Genomic DNA, 14,940 nt, shown 5'->3' on the forward strand with positions numbered 1-14,940 from the left:
CGTTTGGTGTTTGGGTGAAGGAAAGGCCGGCGCAAGCCGGCCTTTCTCTTTTCTGGAGCAGAGAGGAGAAGTTTCGTCTGGCGGAAGCGGGTGTCGGGTTGGCCTCTTCATGTGATCTGTCTTCTCTGCGAAAAGAGTGGCCTGCCACGGAATCGTCCCGGCAGTCACAAACGCCAGTGCGGTCAGGACAAGAGGTTTAGAAGATGCATGATCGATTTGCGAGGTGTAAGGTGATGCCTTACACTGGCGCCGCATGATCGTCAGCTTCAGGCACAAGGGCCTGAAGGCGCTCTATGAGCGGGGCGACATTTCCGGAGTTCGTGCCGATCATGTTGGCCGGTTGAGGCGTTTGCTCCAGCAGTTGGACCAGGCCCGGTTTCCTGGAGACATGGGGCTGCCCGGAAATCGCCTTCACCCTTTGCGCGGAAGTTACAGCGGCTATTGGGCTGTAAGTGTGTCTGCAAGTTGGCGATTGGTGTTCCGCTTTCGTGAACTCGACGTCGAATTGGTCGATTACCTTGATTACCACTAGGAGTCTGCTCAATGCCGTTGCATGATCCGCCGCATCCCGGGGAATCGCTGCGCGAAGACATCCTGCCGGCGATCAGCATGTCGATCAGTGCGCTGGCCCAGCATCTGGGCTACTCACGCGGACAGCTGTCGACCATCATCAACGGGCATGCTGGCATTTCCGCGGAACTCGCATTCCGTCTTGAGCTGGCGGGCCTGGGCAATGCCCGCATGTGGTTGGCGATGCAGGCGGCCTATGACCTGTGGCAGGTCGAGCACCGAGAGCACCCGCCCATTTCCCGCCTGTACCTTGAGGACGCAGTGAGGATTGGACAGTAGATCCACGCCATGCGTGGATGAAAACAGGGGGCGGAGGGAATCAAGTCGTTTGTGCACAAACGACTTGATTCCCTCCGTCCCTTTTTTCAGGCAGTCCGTGCCAGCGCCAGGCGCAGCAGGCGCGCGTTCAAGCGCTCATCGAAATTCTTCGGTGCCTGCAGGCCCATGCGCTGCAGGTACACCGCATCGCCATCACCGGCCGGTTGGCGCAACGCAGCCCAGACCGTACGCAGTTTGTCGCTTCGGGTCTGTGTGTTGGCCTTCAGCCAGCCCAGCGCCTTCACCAGCACCTGCTCGATCTCGTTGAAGTCGCTGCCCAGCGGATAGTCCGGCAGGCTGCCATCGGCGCGGAACGGTGCCAGTGCTGCGGCCAGCGCCTGCGGCGTATTGCGCTGCAGGCGTTCGGGATCCGGCGGCGTGCTTTTCAGCAGTTTCCGCGCGGCATGCGCCTGCTGCAGCAGGCCGTCCTGGAACGGTGCCTCGGTGATCGCGGCCATCGCCTGCACGCAGTCCTCGTCGGTCAACCCACGCAGATCGGCAATGCCGTACTCGTTGAGGTAGATGTCGCGCAGATGGCGCGGGATGGTGGTGTGTCCGTAGTTCCAGCGCACGTTGGATTCGCGCTGCCCCTTGTCATCACGCGCGGCACGGAACATCAGCACGCTGCGCGCTTCGGGCAGGGCATGCGCCATCGCCACGAAGTTGTACTGGCCGCCCACGCCGGACACCACACGTCCATCGTCCAGTGCATCGGAGACGGCGGCGCCCAGCGCGGTAGCCATCATGCAGGAATTGAAGAAACGCGCATGGCGGCGCTGCAGGCGCTCCAGCGTCTCGTTGCCACCGTACAGCTGGTTGATCTCGCTGATGCGGCGCATGCCGATCGCGCGGCACTCATCTTCCGGCAGGGTGCGCAGCCACTCGTAGAACTCCGGTGAGCCCAGGTAGAACGCGCCGTGCAGGTACTCGCCTTCGGCGGCGAGGGTGGCATGGTCGATGGACAGCGTGCTGCCGTTCTCGATGCGCTGCATCAGCGCCAAGTCGTCGTGCACCTTGCGCTTGATCACCCCGGTCTGCACCAGCCGGCGGAAGCCCTCGTTGAGCATTTCGCTGCAGCCGTACAAGCCGACCTCGAACGGATCCAGTCCGCCGATTTCCTGCACCAATGGGTGGCGGGCCAGCTGCGGATCCAATGCATGCAGCACGCGGCGGTAGCGTGCGTTGTCGGTATGGCGCAGCACCAGCGCATGGCTGAGCGCATCGGCCAGGGTTCCGATGCCGATCTGCAGCGTGCCGCCATCGCGTACCAGCGTGCTGGCGTACAGGCCAATGGCATAGTCGGCATCGCCGACCGGCTGGCGAGGCAGGCCGAACAGGCCCGGGTACGGCGGTGGCGGGGTGATCACCAGATCGAAGAACGACACATCCACGGTGGCCGAGCCACCCAGGTAGGGCAGCTGCGGGTCGATCTCGGCGATCAGCAGCGGGCGCGGCAATCCGCGCGCCGCGATCGCATCCAGCGTGTCCTGGGTGATGTCGTTGTTGCACGACAGCGAGAGCCGGCGATCACCGGCGCGCATCGCGACCTTCTGCACGATCACCTGCGGGGCACGTTGCGCGACTGCATCAGCGGCATGGGTGTAGTTCAGGCTGGTGTAGCTGGACTGCGCCTGCCGCGAGCCGAGCAGGGCGCCGGACTGCATGTAGAACTCTTCCACCTGCACATGCGCCGGCAGCGCGTCGCGCGCGATCGCATCGGCATAGGCCAGGCGCGGGAAATCATCGCCGAAATGGCGCTGTACGAAGGGCGCCATGAAGCGCGCTTCCAGTCCATCGCCGCGTGCCTTGGGAGGATTCAACGACAGTGCGGTATACAGCTGCAGCGGCCGCGACGGATCGTGCTCGACGCGTGCGTACAGTGCATTGAGCAGCCGATGCGGTTTGCCCAGTGCCAGCGGTGCCCCGATCCGCAACGGCCCGTCCACGCGCGCGAACAACCAGTCGACGGCGGCGTCCAGGTCGGTGAGGTGTTCGGTCATGCGGGGCGGTCCTGCGAATGGGGGAGTGCGGGCATTACAGCATGTCGGGCTTGAACCGCCGTCGACGCGAGACTTCCGCGCCGGACACCATGAACTGCCCGTCGCCGCGGTAATGCACCGTGCGCGGCAGTTTCGGCCGGGACGCAACGTGGGCGCGCACGATTTCCCAGATGAACAGGTTGCTCGATGCTACCTGGCTGTCGTCGTACAGGCGGCACTCGAAGCACGAATGGCATTGCCCGACCAGCGGCGCGCCCACCTCGCGCGCGGGCAGTGGATCCAGCCCGAAGCGGGCGAACTTGTCGACCTCCCGGCCACTGCAGTTGCCGATGTCCACTACGGTATCGAGCAGCTCCACGCCAGGCACGTTGATCACGCACTCGCCGCTGCCGAGGGCAAGCGCATGGCTGTGGTTCTCGTGCCACAGGTAGGTGGCGACAAGCGATGGCGAGAAGCCCATCACCATGTGCCAGCCCATCGTCATCAGGTTGCGTTGGCCCCGCCATGCCGTGCTGACCAGCACGATCGGGCCGGGTTCGAGCAAGCGGCGGGCCTGCTCGACCGGGAAGTCCTTCTTGCGCAGTGCTTTCATCCGAAGCCTCGGGTGGGAGGGTTCGATGCTGGCGCGGGTGCGATGAACCCGGAGTCGAGGGGCTTGACAGCGGATTTGATTACGCGCGTAATCGATTCGTCGATTACGGATGTAAACCATGACCCCGATCAGCGAAGCCGAAGCCGTCGTGATGGAAGTGCTGTGGCAGCAGGCGCCGCGTAGCGCCGAAGAGGTGGTGGCCGCACTGGCCCACCGCGACTGGGCCGAGCCCACCATCAAGACGCTGCTCAACCGCCTGCTGACCAAGGGCGCGATCGCTGCCGAGCGCGATGGCCGGCGCTACCTGTACCGCCCGCTGCTGCAGCGCCAGGCCTGGGTGGAGGCACAGAGCCAGGAGTTCATCGGGCGTGTCTTCGAGGGCAGGGTGGCGCCGCTGGTGGCGCATTTCAGCGAACGTGGGCAGCTGAGCGCGCAGGACATTGCCGAGCTGAAGAAGCTGATCCAGGAGCTGGACCATGACTGAGCTGCTTGATGGACTGTGGCGGGCCAGCCTGTGGCTGGCGGTGGGCGTGCTGTTGCTGGCGGCGCTGCGACCGCTGCTGGTACGGCTGGGCGGCGCCGCGCTGGCCTACCGCAGCTGGTGGCTGCTGCCGTTGCTGTTGGCGGCGCTGTTGCTGCCGCTGCCCGAGGTTGCGCTTCTGCAGCACGTGCCGACGTTGCCGCTGAAAGTGGTGCCGGGGGCCGTGGATGGACTGACCGGGCAGTCGCTGCCGTGGGCCCTGCTGTTGCTGTTGGCGTGGGCGCTGGGCACCGGCATCTGCCTGCTGCGCGCCCTGCGTGCGCAGCGTCGTTTCCAACGGTGCATGGGCACGCTGCAACGGCGCGCCGATGGCAGCTGGCAGGCCAGCGGCGATCCCGGGTTGCCGGCGCTGGTCGGCGTGTGGCGGCCGCGCATCGTGGTCGGCCCGGCCTTCGATCAGCAGTTTTCCGCGCGGGAACAGGCATTGATCCTGCAGCACGAACGCAGCCACCGCCGCCATGGCGATCACTGGGCCAACGGCGCACTGCTGCTGGTGCGCACGGTGTTCTGGTTCCACCCGCTGCTGCCTTGGGCCGCGCGCCGCTTCCTGCGCGATCAGGAACTGGCCTGCGATGCCCGCACCATCGCCTCGCAGCCCGCGCTGCGCGGCCTCTACGCCAGCACGCTGCTGAAGGCGCAGCTGGTCCACCCGGTTGCGCCAGCGGTCTGCCATTGGCGCAGCCAACCCGTGTTGAAGGAGCGCATTGCCATGTTGAAGCAGTCCAGGCGGAAGGCATTGCCGTGGGTATCGGGGCAGGTGCTGGTGGTCGGGGTGTGCGTGGGAATGGGCGCGGTGGCGTGGGCCAGCCAGGGCAGCGCCGTGGCTGGTCCCGTCGCAGCCGCGGTGGATCGGGAGATCCAGGTCGACAAGATGCCGCCGCCGTCGTATCCGAAGTCTGCGGTCGAGCAGCGCCAGGTGGGCGTGGTCGACCTGCGCGTGGAAGTGGATGCGCAGGGGCAGCCGACCGATGTCCGCGTGCTCCGCGCGACCAACCCGGGCGTGTTCGATGCGGTGTCGATCGCCGCTGCGCGCAGCTGGACCTATCGGCCGGCGATGAGGAAGGGCAAGCCGGTTGCAGGCGCAGTCAAGATTCCGATCACCTTCGCCATGGACGACACCGAGGACGCGCAGTGAAGCGCGCGCCGCTGTTGATGATGGCGGCGTTGCTGGCGGGGTGCGCGGCACAGGAACCGTTGACCCGCGTCGATACCCGCAATGAGAGCGTCGGCCACCGCCGCCTGCAACCCGGTGCGGCGGGCGGTGGCGGCCAGATACAGCCCTACACGCTGGCCGACAGCGAGGGCAACCGCATGCCGCAGTTGCATACGGCACCGGACCCGGTGGTGGGCGAGGGCGATCCACGCACGTCGCTGCCACCCACCACGGTCTGCCTGCAGGTGGTGGTGGATGCGCAGGGCAGCGTCGAACGCAGCACGCCGCTGAGCGACCGGCCCGAATGTGCGGCAGGTGCTGCAGGCGAGAATGCGCCACTGCTGGAGGCTGCGCAGCAGGCGGTTGCGATGTGGAAGTACTCGTCCGCCGCGGTCTGCCACTTTGCAGCAGGCACGGTGCCGGCGGATCGCGGCGACTGCCGTGGCGCCGAGCGTATCGAGCCGGTGGCCGTCACCCTGCAGTACGCCTTCACCTTCGAGATCGTGAAGGGCCAGCATGTTGTCCGCCGGCAGGGCCGGTAGCACCGGGCCCTGCCTGGCGAGCACAGCGGTGCGAATCAGGCTCCGCCCTGGATGTTGGCCTTCACCGCCGGTCGCATCAACGCAGGTTCGGCCAGGGTGGCGTCGCGGGCCTGGCGCACGCTGACGAACTCGGCCTCGGCCACCCCGTCGTGCACGTGGATGTTGTGCGCGCGCTGTTCGCCGATGGTGGTTTCATTGGCGAATGCGCGGCCGCCGGGGCCGTAGTCATGGCAGACGAACACGCGGGTCGCGTCGGGCAGGGCGAGCAGGCGCTGGATCGAGCGATACAGCTGCGCGGCATCGCCGCCCGGGAAATCGCAGCGGGCGGTGCCGCCATCGGGCATGAACAGCGAGTCGCCGGTGAACAACGCATCGCCGATCAGGTACGCGATGCTGTCACTGGTGTGGCCGGGTACGGCAATCACCCGGGCAGGCAGTCCGCCGATGGCAAACGTCTCGCCATCGGCAAACAGGTGGTCAAAGATTTCATCCGCTGCAGGAAGCTGCAGGGCATAGCGCGGTGCGAAGGTGGCCTGCACCGCGCGGATGCCTTCGCCGATGGCCAGCGTGGCCTGCGGGAAGTGCTGCTTGAGCCGGCGCCCCGCCGACACATGGTCGGCGTGGGCATGGGTTTCCAGCAGCCAGCGCAGTTGCAGGCCCTGCTGTTCGATGGCCTGCAAGGCCTCGCGTAGCGGCGATTCGCTGCTGGCGTCGGTATCCGGGTCGTAGTCCAGCACCGGATCGATCAGCGCTGCCTCGCCGCTGGCCGGGTCGCTGACCAGGTAGCTGAAGGTGTTGCTGTCACGGTGGAAGAACGACTGCACCTGGACCGACATCGGAGCTCTCCTCAGCGCGTGCCGAGCACGCGGTTCAGCAGCTGCGCCAGGTTTTCGCCGGCCAGCCGCAGCTGCGCTTCGGCCAGCGGCCGGTAGCGCTCGGTGTATTCGTCACCGATCTTACGCGTGGCTGGATAAACCCCAGCTTGCATGGAGATGCGGCAGCTCGCTTCGGCCCACGCCTGCGGGTCGCGCTGCGGGTTGGACTGGCGTGCCAGCTTCGGTGCGCGCAGGCCCTGCAGCACGGGCAGGTAGCCGCTGTCGTCCAGCTTGCGGGTGTTGAGCATGCCGCTGTCCCACAGCGAGTGCAGGTTGGTACCGCGGTTGCCGAACTGCAGCTGGAAATCGTTGCCGCCCTTGTCGTGCGCGTAGCCGGCGTGCATCGGCTGGTGGATGTCGCCCACCAGGTGCACGACGAACTTCAGCGCTTGCAGGCGCTCGCCATCGGTCAGGCTGCGGTCGCCGAGGATGGCGCTCTGTGCCTTGAGGGCTTCGACGATGCAGTTGCCGTTCCTGCAGTGCTTGGGTGCCTCGTAATGGCAGTTGTCTTCGGCGATGTTGACGTAGTGCCAGCCGGCCGAGCGACGGCCCAGGCCGGGGTCCTTGGCGCGCAGCTGATCGGCCCAGGGCGCGATGCTGGCCAGGGTGGCGTCGGGCTCGGTGGCCAGCAGGCGGTCCACTTCGGCGCGGGCAGCGGGAGTGAGACGGGCGTCGGCGACTTCGGCGACAAGGCGGTGGCCTTGTGCGCCCCAGGCATGGGCCGGGGCGGCGACGGACAACAGGGCCGGCGCCAGGGCGGCGGCCAGGAACAGGGAGTGCAGGGCTTTCATGCGCCCATTCTAGCGGGGCGGGGCAGGTCCGGGTTTGGCCGGGTCGGGCGTTCGCCACATGGCCTTGATCCCGCTGCCGCTACGGTGGCCCGGACACAGGCGGGGAGAGGCCGATGGCGATCACGGACAGGCGCATCATGGCCGGTCATCCTGATGACGACGGATTCGCCGCCGCATTCGACGCCCAGGTGGTCTGGCGCATGCGCTGGGCCTGCGCGGTGGCAGCGGTGTTCTCGCTGGGCTTCGCCCTGCTCGATAGCTACTGGCTGCCGCCGGACGTGCACGCGCCGGTACTGCGCTGGCGGCTGGGCGTGCTGCTGCCGGTGCTGCTGCTGGGCGTGGTGCTGACCTTCGTGCCGGCGCTGCGGCGCCATCTGCAGTGGCTGGGTGGCGCTGTGGTGCTGGCCAGCGGGCTGGCGCTGGTGACCATGATCTGGACCGCGCACCGGGCCGGTGTGAACTACCCCTACGAAGGCATCAGCCTGTTCCTGCTGCTGAACTATTTCCTGTGCGGATTGCGCTTCGGCGTGGCGACGCTGACCGGTACCCTGATCGCGCTGGCCTTCGTGTTGGCCGAGCTGCAGGTCGGCCGGCACTGGGCACAGATGCTGCAGAGCGTGATGTTCGTGCTGGCCAGCAACCTGGCGGGCATTGTCGGCAGCTACATTTCCGAGCGGCAGACGCGCGCCACGTGGCGGGCCGAACAGCGCCTGGATGCCTTGGCCAACCATGACGGGCTGACCGGCCTGCTCAACCGGCGCGCCTTCGATCGCCATGCCAACCAGATCTTCCAGCGCTATCTACGTACACCGCATGCGCGCGGTGCGCTGCGCATCGCAATGATCGATATCGATTACTTCAAGCGCTACAACGACCACCATGGTCATCCCGCCGGCGACAGCGTACTGCATGCGGTGGCAACCACCCTGGCCGCGCAGCTGCGCGCCAGCGATTCGGTGGTGGCGCGCTACGGTGGCGAAGAGTTCGTGGCACTGGGGCACTGGGCGCCGGGGCAACCGGAAACGGCCCCGTTCGAGCAGCTCCGGAAAGAGGTGCAGGCGCTGGCGATCGCGCATGCCGATTCGGATGCGGCGCCGGTGGTGAGCGTGAGCGTCGGCGTGGCGCGCTGGCATGACGACGGTGGCGATACGCTGGAACAGGCCTTGGCGCGTGCCGACGCGGCGCTTTACCGCGCCAAGGAAAGCGGTCGCAACCGGGTGGAAGTCGCGGCGGATCAATGAATAACCGGTGGCGGGCCCACGACATGCGTGGATGAACCATTGCACTCAAAAAAGGCCCCGGCAAACGCCGGGGCAACATGCTGCTAGGGTTCCGGGTAACGCGGTGGGCGGAGGCGAAGCCCCCGCCGTCAACGCACCGCTTAGAACTTGAAGACGTAGGAGGCGCCGTACACCAGCGGATCGATGTTGACCGTGCCGATCTTCTCGCCGTTCAACTTCACCTTGCTGTCGATGTCGATCCAGCGCATGTCCACGCGCAGGGCGCCCTTCTCGCCGATCGCGAAGTCGATGCCCGCATGCGCGGCCAGGCCCCACGAGTCCTGCAGCTTCAGCTTGCTGCCGGCCAGCGCGCCGGTGGTGTCTTCGCTGAAGAAGGTCGTGTAGTTCACGCCGGCGCCGATGAACGGCGACACCTTGCCCTTGCTGTTGAAGTGGTACTGCAGGGTCACCACCGGCGGCAGCTGCTTGGTGCTGCCCACGCGGCCGAGGCCGTTGATGTTGATGTCATGCTTGAACGGCAGCGCGGCCAGCACTTCGATGCCCAGGTTGTCGGCGATGAAGTACTCGCCGGTGATGGTCGGCTTGACGTCGTTGTCGACGTCGACCTTCAGGGTGCCACCGGCCAGCCAGCCGTTGTTCGACTTCGGCGCCACCTGGTGCACGCCGGCCGAGACGGTCCAGTCGCCCTTGGACTGGGCCATGGCGGGGGCGGCGGCGAGGGACAGGGCGGCGGCCAGGCTGGCCAGGATCAAGGAAGAGGTCTTGCGCATGGGGGTGATCTCGTTGCTGGGTGGATGGCGACAGTCTCGGCCTCACGCCGCGCTAACGCTTTGATCCGGATCAAATCCTGTCCGCCAGCCCCCTGGCCGCGGGGGCTGGCCCACGGTGGCCAGCCCCGGTTTGCTAGACTTGTAAGCCCTATCCATCCCGCCGCACCTGTCGCGGCCGCAGGAGCTTGAGAACATGGCAATCAAGGTTGGTATCAACGGTTTCGGTCGCATCGGGCGTAACGTCCTGCGCTCGGCGGTGCTGAACTTCGGCGACGACATCGAAATCGTGGCCATCAACGATCTGCTGGAGCCGGACTACCTGGCGTACATGCTCAAGTACGACTCCGTGCACGGCCGCTTCAAGGCCGAGGTGGCGGTGCAGGGCAACGACCTGCTGGTCAATGGCAAGAAGATCCGCCTGACCCAGGAACGCGACCCGGCCAACCTGAAGTGGGACGAAGTCGGCGCAGACGTGGTGCTGGAAGCCACCGGCCTGTTCCTGACCAAGGAAACCGCGCAGAAGCACATCGATGCCGGCGCCAAGAAGGTGATCATGTCGGCCCCGTCGAAGGACGACACGCCGATGTTCGTGTACGGCGTGAACGACAAGACCTACGCTGGCCAGGCGATCATCTCCAACGCCTCGTGCACCACCAACTGCCTGGCCCCGCTGGCCAAGGTCATCAACGACAAGTGGGGCATCAAGCGCGGCCTGATGACCACCGTGCATGCGGCCACCGCCACCCAGAAGACCGTTGATGGCCCGTCCAACAAGGACTGGCGCGGCGGCCGCGGCATCCTGGAAAACATCATTCCCTCGTCCACCGGTGCGGCCAAGGCCGTCGGAGTGGTCATTCCGGAACTGAACAAGAAGCTGACCGGCATGAGCTTCCGCGTCCCGACCTCGGACGTGTCGGTGGTCGACCTGACCGTCGAGCTGGAAAAGGAAGCCACCTACGCCGAGATCTGCGCTGAAGTGAAGGCACAGAGCGAAGGCCCGCTGAAGGGCATCCTGGGCTACACCGAAGACAAGGTGGTGGCCACCGATTTCCGCGGCGAGACCTGCACCTCGGTGTTCGACGCCGACGCCGGCATCGCCCTGGACGGCACCTTCGTCAAGCTGGTCACCTGGTACGACAACGAGTGGGGCTACTCGAACAAGTGCCTGGAAATGGCCAAGGTCATCGCCGCCAAGTAAGGCACGCGAAGATCGCACGCGGACCCCGGCCTGGCCGGGGTTCGTCGTTTATGGGGCCAGCCCTGTCGTAGCATGGGCCGGTCGACCGCTGCCGCTGGGGCGCGGGATCGCAATGGAAGCACGCAATGGAAGCATTGATAGCCCTGGTCGTACTGGTCCTGCTGGCCATCCCGCTGCTGCTGGTGGTGGCGCTGGTGATGATTGCCGGCCTGCGCCGCCGTGTCGCCGCGCTGGAGGGTGCGCTGGCTGCCGCTCCTGCGGCCCGGCCGGTCGCCGCCGCGTCCATGCCTGAACGGCCGGAGGCCACGCCTGCGGCCAGTGCCGAGCCACCGTTCCTGCGGCCGGTCGCTGCGGCTGCACCGCAACCCCCACAACCGCCGGTGCGAGAGGCCGCGCCCACCGAGGCACCTGCGCCCCGTCCTGCTGCGCCGCCGCCGGTACCGCCGGCGCCGGTGCAGCCGCCGTTGCCTTCCGAGCCGGCACTGCCCAACGTCATCGAGCGCGGCATCGCGGCAGTCAAACGCTGGTTCACCGAAGGCAACGTACCGGTCAAGATCGGCATGCTGGTGCTGCTGGCCGGTGTCGCCGCGCTGCTGAAGTACGTCAGCGACCAGGGTTGGCTGGTGTTGCCGATCGAACTGCGCCTGGCCGGCGTCACTGTCGGCGCGCTGGGCCTGCTGGCGTTCGGCTGGCACCAGCGCGAGCGCCGGCGGATGTTCGCGCTGGCCCTGCAGGGCGGCGCCATCGGCGTGATGCTGCTGACCATCTTCGCGGCGTTCAAGCGCTTCGACCTGATTCCGCCGGGCTTCGCCTTCGTCAGCTCGATCGCGCTGGTGGCCGGGCTGTGCGTGCTGGCGGTGGTGCAGAACTCGCGCACGCTGGCGGTGCTGGGCATCCTGGCAGGTTTCATGGCGCCGCTGTGGTTGTCCACCGGCAGTGGCAACCACGTGGGCTTGTTCAGCTACTACGCCGTGCTCAACGCCGGCATCTTCGCCATTGCCTGGTTCCGCCCGTGGCGCGCGCTGAACCTGCTGGGCTTCGCCTTCACGTTCGGCATCGGCACCTTCTGGGGCGTGCTGCAGTACGCGCCGGACAAGTTCAGCAGCACCGAGCCGTTCCTGCTGCTGTTCTTCGCCTTCTACCTGCTGATTCCGCTGCTGTACGCACGCCGGCAGCCGGCCGGGCGGCGTGATCTGGTCGATGGCAGCCTGGTGTTCGGTACGCCGCTGGTCGCGTTCTCGCTGCAGGCGGGCATGCTGCATGAGCAGCCGATGACGCTGGCGCTGTGCGCGCTGGGGCTGGCGGCGATCTATGCAGCGCTGGCGTGGGCATTGATCCGGCGGGCGTCGTATACAGTGCTGGCGCAGTCGCATGCGGTGCTGGCGGTGGGCTTTGCCACGCTGGCGGTGCCGCTGGCGCTGTCGGCGCGCGCCACCGGCGCGGTGTTTGCGTTGGAAGGTGCCGGCCTGGCCTGGCTGGGACTGCGCCAGAAGCGCTGGTTGCCGCAGGTGTCCGGTGGCTTGCTGCAGATCGGTGCCGCGTTCGCGTTCGTGGCCGGCGGCGATCACTGGCACCAGGATCTGCGCTTCCTGCTCAATCCGACCGCCATCGGCGCGCTGCTGCTGGCCGTGGCCGGCTTTGCCTCGGCCTGGAGCTACCAGCGCCGGTCGCGCCACGAGATCGCGCTGGTCTACTACCTGTGGGGCCTGCTGTGGTGGCTCGGTGGGCTGGTGCATGAGATCACCCGCTTCTTCCCGTATCGCACCGAAGTGGATGCGCTGCTGGTGCTGGTCGCGGTTACTGCATGGCTGGCCGCCGAGATGCAGCGCCGGCAACCGGCGCGCGCGCTGGGGGTGACCGCGCTGGTGATGCTGGCGCTGGCCTTCCCGTTGGCCCTGCTGCAGAGCGATGCGCATCAGCAGCCGTTCGCCGGCTACGGTGCATTGGCCTGGGCAGTGTTTGCCGTGCTGGGTGTGCGCACCCTGCTGTGCCTGCGCCAGGGCGGCGACACCGTGGCACGCATCGCACAGTTCCTGTGGTGGCTGCTGTGGCCGTCGCTGCTCTCGTTGCTTGCCGTGTGGGGCGGTGGTGAGGCCAACCTGGCGCAGGGCTGGACGACCCTGCTGGTCACGCTGCCGTGGCTGCTGATGGCGGCGCTGTCGCTGTGGCGCTGGAATGCGCTGCGCTGGCCGTTGGGTGAAGCGTTCGACAGCGTGCGCCGGCCGCTGCAGTGCGTGCTGTTCGGCCTGCTGTCGATTGGCTGGCTGTTCGGCCAGCTGTTGCCGGGCGACGCTGCACCGCTGTTGTGGCTGCCGGTGCTGAATCCGGCCGAGATCGGGCAGTGGCTGAGCCTGCTGCTGCTGGCGCGTTGGCTGTACAGCAATCAGGCACCGCAGGCAGTGCTGAACATCCGTATGCCGCTGCTGTCACTGGCCATCTTCGTCGCGCTGACCAGCGTGGTGCTGCATGGCGTGCATCAGTGGGGCGGCCTGGCGTGGAACGCATCGATGATGCGCTTCAGCCTGGCGCAGACCAGCCTGACCGTGTTGTGGAGCGTGCTCGGCGTGATTGCCTGGGTGTGGGGCTCACGCCGCGGCCAACGTGTGCTGTGGATGGTGGGCGCCGTGCTGATGGGCGTGGTGCTGGCCAAGCTGGTCATTGTCGATCGCCAGCACCTGGGTAACCTGCTGGGTATCGCATCGTTCATCGCCTACGGCCTGCTATGCACGGTCGTGGGCTATCTGGCACCGGCACCGCCCAGCGCGGCGCCGGCCGTGGAGGAAAAGCAATGAAGACGTGGAGCAGAGCGCTGCTGCCGGCACTGTTCGGCCTGCTGGCCACCGTCGCGGTGCAGGCCGCCGATTATCGGACGCAGTACGCCGAGCAATGGCCGCTGACGTTGTCCAGCGCGCAGTCCGGCGCCTACCGCATCGTGCTGGAGCCGGCGATCTATCGTCGCGCCGGTGCGGCCGATCTGGGCGACCTGCAGGTGTTCAACGCCGCCGGACAGTCATTGCCGTCGGCGCTGCTGGCACCGGATCAGCCGCTGGCGCAGCCGCCGGTGCAACGCGAACTGCCGTGGTTCACGCTGCCGCCGCTGGCCGAAGCGCAGCGCAACGACCTGCAGCTGCTGACCGAACGTGATACCGACGGCCGCGTGCGCCGGGTCGAGGCACGCGTGAGTGGCGGTGCGGCGGCGAACGCGCAGGGCGGTTGGTTGATCGACGCCAGCGTGCTCGGCCAGCAGCCGGTGGCGGCCCTGGTGCTGGACTGGGCCGATGCCGGCCAGCCCCTGCAGGCGCAGGTGCAGCTGGATGCCAGCGACGACCTGCAGCATTGGCGTTCGATCGGGCGTGATATCCCGCTGGTGGACCTGCAGCGCGCCGGCAAGCGCTTGCTGCAGCGTCGCCTGCAGGTGGATGGCGAGGCACGCTACCTGCGCGTGCTGGCACAGGGAGACGCACGCCTGCCGACCCTGCGCAGCGTGCTGGCCGAACTGCCGCCGGCGCCGGCCACCGTGCCGTGGGAATGGCTGTCGCTGGAACCGACCGCGACCGGCAAGGGGGAGTACACCTTCGAGCTGGACGGTCGTTTCCCGGTGGCGCGTGCTGACGTGGCCAGCTCCGACAACAGCCTGGTGCAGTGGACGCTGTTCAGCCGCGATGATGAAAGCGCGGAGTGGCAGCGTCGCAGTGCGCCGTGGATCGCCTACCAGCTGCAGCAGGGCACGCAGGGCCAACGCCAGCAGTCGGCGGCCCAGTCGCTGGGAGGCGTGCATCGCGACCGCTACTGGAAGCTGGTCGCGAATCCTGCCGAAACGGCCACCGCGCCTACGCTGCGCCTGGGCTACCAGCCGGAAGTGCTGGTATTCCTGAGCCAAGGGGCGGCGCCGTATGCGCTGGCAGTGGGCAGCTCGACGGCGCGCCGGGTGGAAGCCCCGATCGGTGTGCTGATCGAGGAACTGCGGCAGCGCAATGATCCTTCCTGGCAGCCGACGCTGGCGCGACTGGAAGGCAGCCCGGAACCGCTGGCCGGCGACGCCGCGCTGAAGCCGCAGCACGACTGGAAGTCGTGGTTGCTGTGGGCACTGCTGGGTCTGGGGGTGCTGGTGGTGGGCGGCCTGGCGGTCAGCCTGCTTCGGCAGAAGCCGGCGCCTTCGGAATAGGTCCCAGCGAACGGCGCAGCCCCTCGTGGGTGGCCGTAGCGTCGGTAGAGTCGAGCTTGCTCGACTGCAAAGCCGCGCTTGGCCGGGCGGGGTGGGTTCGCGGGGGACGCCGCAAGTACGCCCTTGTAGGCTTGGCAGCCGCATCCATGCGGCTGACACCCCCGCGAACCCACCCCGCCCCGCC

Annotated in this window: 14 protein-coding genes; 9 read left to right on the plus strand and 5 right to left on the minus strand. The window is 67.3% G+C overall.

What is annotated here, in order from left to right; all coding sequences use genetic code 11:
* Positions 1 to 253 precede the first annotated feature (253 nt).
* On the plus strand, positions 254 to 532 hold the full coding sequence (locus tag ACMZPQ_RS21580; protein ID WP_197582172.1) for a type II toxin-antitoxin system RelE/ParE family toxin: 279 nt from the start codon (positions 254 to 256) through the stop codon (positions 530 to 532).
* An 11-nt stretch (positions 533 to 543) separates the two neighbouring features.
* On the plus strand, positions 544 to 849 hold the full coding sequence (locus tag ACMZPQ_RS21585) for a HigA family addiction module antitoxin (protein WP_197582171.1): 306 nt from the start codon (positions 544 to 546) through the stop codon (positions 847 to 849).
* Positions 850 to 935: 86 nt separating this feature from the next.
* On the opposite strand, the gene ACMZPQ_RS21590 is transcribed toward ACMZPQ_RS21585, so the two are convergent.
* Positions 936 to 2,888 (minus strand): acetyl-CoA hydrolase/transferase C-terminal domain-containing protein, encoded by a 1,953-nt coding sequence (locus tag ACMZPQ_RS21590; protein WP_197582170.1) that lies wholly within the window; start codon positions 2,886 to 2,888, stop codon positions 936 to 938.
* A gap of 34 nt (positions 2,889 to 2,922) precedes the next feature.
* Positions 2,923 to 3,480: a flavin reductase gene (locus ACMZPQ_RS21595; protein ID WP_197582169.1), complete on the minus strand. Its 558-nt coding sequence runs from the start codon at positions 3,478 to 3,480 to the stop codon at positions 2,923 to 2,925.
* Between the two features lie 118 nt (positions 3,481 to 3,598).
* Here ACMZPQ_RS21595 and ACMZPQ_RS21600 point away from each other — a divergent pair, with 118 nt between their 5' ends.
* The 3 genes from ACMZPQ_RS21600 to ACMZPQ_RS21610 are packed head-to-tail and all read left to right on the plus strand — an operon-like array spanning position 3,599 to position 5,716.
* Complete coding sequence (locus ACMZPQ_RS21600; protein WP_197582168.1) at positions 3,599 to 3,964, plus strand: BlaI/MecI/CopY family transcriptional regulator; 366 nt, start codon at positions 3,599 to 3,601, stop codon at positions 3,962 to 3,964.
* Positions 3,957 to 5,156, plus strand: a complete 1,200-nt coding sequence (locus ACMZPQ_RS21605; RefSeq protein WP_197582167.1) for a M56 family metallopeptidase — start codon at positions 3,957 to 3,959, stop codon at positions 5,154 to 5,156. Before ACMZPQ_RS21600 ends, ACMZPQ_RS21605 begins: the two co-directional genes overlap by 8 nt.
* Positions 5,153 to 5,716 carry a hypothetical protein gene (locus ACMZPQ_RS21610; protein ID WP_414485944.1) on the plus strand — a complete coding sequence of 188 codons (564 nt, stop codon included), beginning with the start codon at positions 5,153 to 5,155 and terminating at the stop codon, positions 5,714 to 5,716. Before ACMZPQ_RS21605 ends, ACMZPQ_RS21610 begins: the two co-directional genes overlap by 4 nt.
* 35 nt (positions 5,717 to 5,751) lie before the next feature.
* On the opposite strand, the gene ACMZPQ_RS21615 is transcribed toward ACMZPQ_RS21610, so the two are convergent.
* Positions 5,752 to 6,552: an MBL fold metallo-hydrolase gene (locus ACMZPQ_RS21615; RefSeq protein WP_197582165.1), complete on the minus strand. Its 801-nt coding sequence runs from the start codon at positions 6,550 to 6,552 to the stop codon at positions 5,752 to 5,754.
* A gap of 11 nt (positions 6,553 to 6,563) precedes the next feature.
* Positions 6,564 to 7,382: a S1/P1 nuclease gene (locus ACMZPQ_RS21620; RefSeq protein WP_197582164.1), complete on the minus strand. Its 819-nt coding sequence runs from the start codon at positions 7,380 to 7,382 to the stop codon at positions 6,564 to 6,566.
* Between the two features lie 137 nt (positions 7,383 to 7,519).
* On the opposite strand from ACMZPQ_RS21620, the gene ACMZPQ_RS21625 reads away from it, so the two are divergent.
* A complete protein-coding gene (locus ACMZPQ_RS21625) occupies positions 7,520 to 8,623 on the plus strand; it encodes a GGDEF domain-containing protein (protein WP_197582163.1) in 1,104 nt (367 codons plus the stop codon).
* A gap of 140 nt (positions 8,624 to 8,763) precedes the next feature.
* On the opposite strand, the gene ACMZPQ_RS21630 is transcribed toward ACMZPQ_RS21625, so the two are convergent.
* Entirely contained in the window at positions 8,764 to 9,393 is a 630-nt protein-coding gene (locus ACMZPQ_RS21630) for an OmpW family outer membrane protein (protein ID WP_197582162.1), read from the minus strand.
* Between the two features lie 193 nt (positions 9,394 to 9,586).
* Between ACMZPQ_RS21630 and gap the strand changes: the two genes are divergently transcribed.
* From gap to ACMZPQ_RS21645, 3 genes are all read left to right on the plus strand, one after another.
* Positions 9,587 to 10,591 (plus strand): type I glyceraldehyde-3-phosphate dehydrogenase, encoded by a 1,005-nt coding sequence (gene gap / locus ACMZPQ_RS21635; RefSeq protein WP_197582161.1) that lies wholly within the window; start codon positions 9,587 to 9,589, stop codon positions 10,589 to 10,591.
* 125 nt (positions 10,592 to 10,716) lie between these two features.
* Positions 10,717 to 13,383 carry a DUF2339 domain-containing protein gene (locus ACMZPQ_RS21640; RefSeq protein WP_197582160.1) on the plus strand — a complete coding sequence of 889 codons (2,667 nt, stop codon included), beginning with the start codon at positions 10,717 to 10,719 and terminating at the stop codon, positions 13,381 to 13,383.
* Positions 13,380 to 14,756 (plus strand): DUF3999 domain-containing protein, encoded by a 1,377-nt coding sequence (locus ACMZPQ_RS21645; protein WP_197582159.1) that lies wholly within the window; start codon positions 13,380 to 13,382, stop codon positions 14,754 to 14,756. Before ACMZPQ_RS21640 ends, ACMZPQ_RS21645 begins: the two co-directional genes overlap by 4 nt.
* Positions 14,757 to 14,940 lie beyond the last annotated feature (184 nt).

The sequence above is a fragment of the Stenotrophomonas maltophilia genome, from assembly GCF_047497515.2.
Taxonomy (GTDB): Bacteria; Pseudomonadota; Gammaproteobacteria; order Xanthomonadales; family Xanthomonadaceae; genus Stenotrophomonas.